The organism is Dietzia sp. DQ11-44, from assembly GCF_014145205.1.
Lineage (GTDB): Bacteria > Actinomycetota > Actinomycetes > Mycobacteriales > Mycobacteriaceae > Dietzia > Dietzia natronolimnaea.
The window spans coordinates 1-1,723 of sequence record NZ_JAALEC010000376.1; the positions used below are offsets into that span (position 1 = coordinate 1).

Here is a 1,723-nt window from a genome sequence, read left to right on the forward strand (position 1 = left end):
GACGTCGTCGACGAGCTGCTGCCCGGATTCCGCGACCTTGATCTTGACCGTGGTGCACCCGGGGAAGCGGTCGAGGATCCCGGCCACCTCGCCCGCGGAGACCGCCGGGACCGTGGCGTTGACGGCGACCCGCGACCGCAGGGCCGGCGGCGGACCCTGCCACGCCATCTCCAGGGCGGAGCGAAGCCAGTGGGCGGCCTCGGGGTCGTCGTACTCGGGGAAGGCGCCGAACTCACCCCACCCCGCCGGCCCCTCGATCAACGCCACCTCCCGCTCGGTGACGCCGCGGAACCGCACCCGCATCGGCAGGGCCACCACGTGGACGCGGGCGAGCAGATCGTCGATCGACTCGGGGCCCGGTACGGATGTCATGCCTCCACGCTAACGTCGAACCCATGACCGAGAGCAGCGCAGCGCAGGGCGAGACCGGGAACCCGTTCGATCCGACGCAGTGGCGGGAGGTCGAGGGCTTCCGGAACGGGGAGGACCTCACGGACCTGACCTACCACCGCCACGTGGGCGAGGGCCGGGCCGACGGGATCGTGCGGATCGCCTTCGACCGCCCCGAGGTGCGTAACGCCTTCCGGCCGCACACCGTGGACGAGCTGTACCGGGTGTTCGACCACGCCCGCCGCTCCCCCGACGTGGGCACCGTGCTGTTCACGGGCAACGGGCCGAGCGCCAAGGACGGCGGCTGGGCGTTCTGTTCCGGCGGCGACCAGCGGATCCGCGGCCGGTCCGGCTACCAGTACTCCACGGAACACGACTCGGACGTGGCCGGCGCGACCGCCGACAAGGTCGACGAGGCCCGGGTCAAGGCCGAGGGCGGCCGGCTGCACATCCTGGAGGTGCAGCGGCTCATCCGCACCATGCCCAAGGTGGTGATCTGCCTGGTCAACGGCTGGGCGGCCGGCGGCGGGCACTCGCTTCACGTGGTGAGCGACCTGACCCTGGCCTCCCGCGAGCACGCCCGGTTCAAGCAGACCGACGCCGACGTGGGGTCCTTCGACGCCGGCTACGGCAGCGCGTACCTGGCCAAGCAGGTGGGCCAGAAGTTCGCGCGCGAGATCTTCTTCCTGGGTCAGGCGTACACGGCCGAGGAGATGTTCCAGATGGGCGCGGTCAACCGGGTCGTCGACCACGCCGAGCTCGAGAACACCGCGATCGAGTGGGCGCGACAGATCAACGGCAAGTCGCCCACCGCGCAGCGGATGCTCAAGTTCGCGTTCAACCTCACCGACGACGGCCTGATGGGTCAGCAGGTGTTCGCCGGCGAGGCCACACGACTGGCGTACATGACCGACGAGGCGGTGGAGGGGCGCGACGCGTTCCTGGAGAAGCGCGACCCGAACTGGGACGACTTCCCCTACTACTACTGACGGCGCCGGTCCGGTCCATGCCCGTTACCCGCGACCTGCGCACCCTGCCCGTCCCCGGCGGCGTGGCCGTCACCGCCCTGTTCCCCACGTTCGAGCAGCTCCTGGCCGACCGTGGCCCCGCGCTGCTACCCGTCCCGTCCGACGACCCCGCCCGGATGCGTCTGCTCGTCGGCGCCATGCACCCCGACGAACCGATCGACGACCGGGCGGCTCTGGTGGTGAGCACCTCCGGCTCGACGGGCACTCCCAAGGGAGCGATGCTGTCCGCCGCCGCGTTGGCCGCGTCGGCCTCCGCCACCGACGCGTTACTCGGCGGGCCGGGGCGCTGGCTGCTCGCGTTGCCC

At 71.6% G+C, this 1,723-nt stretch carries 2 protein-coding genes and 1 pseudogene; 2 read left to right on the forward strand and 1 reads right to left on the reverse strand.

What is annotated here, in order from left to right:
- Positions 1 to 372 (reverse strand): annotated as a pseudogene (locus tag G6018_RS09990) (O-succinylbenzoate synthase); the annotation flags it as partial.
- A 23-nt stretch (positions 373 to 395) separates the two neighbouring features.
- Here G6018_RS09990 and G6018_RS09995 point away from each other — a divergent pair.
- Both G6018_RS09995 and G6018_RS10000 read left to right on the forward strand, forming a co-directional pair.
- The gene (locus tag G6018_RS09995; protein ID WP_182610820.1) at positions 396 to 1,379 is read left to right on the forward strand and encodes a 1,4-dihydroxy-2-naphthoyl-CoA synthase; all 984 of its coding nucleotides are present in this window, start codon (positions 396 to 398) and stop codon (positions 1,377 to 1,379) included.
- A gap of 17 nt (positions 1,380 to 1,396) precedes the next feature.
- A partial coding sequence (locus G6018_RS10000) for an AMP-binding protein (protein WP_182639515.1) occupies positions 1,397 to 1,723 on the forward strand: 327 nt, incomplete at its 3' end.

Bases quoted from the DNA above. Each gene is read 5' to 3' on its own strand.
- G6018_RS09995 (WP_182610820.1), top strand. From the start codon at position 396: ATGACCGAGAGCAGCGCAGCGCAGGGCGAGACCGGGAACCCGTTCGAT.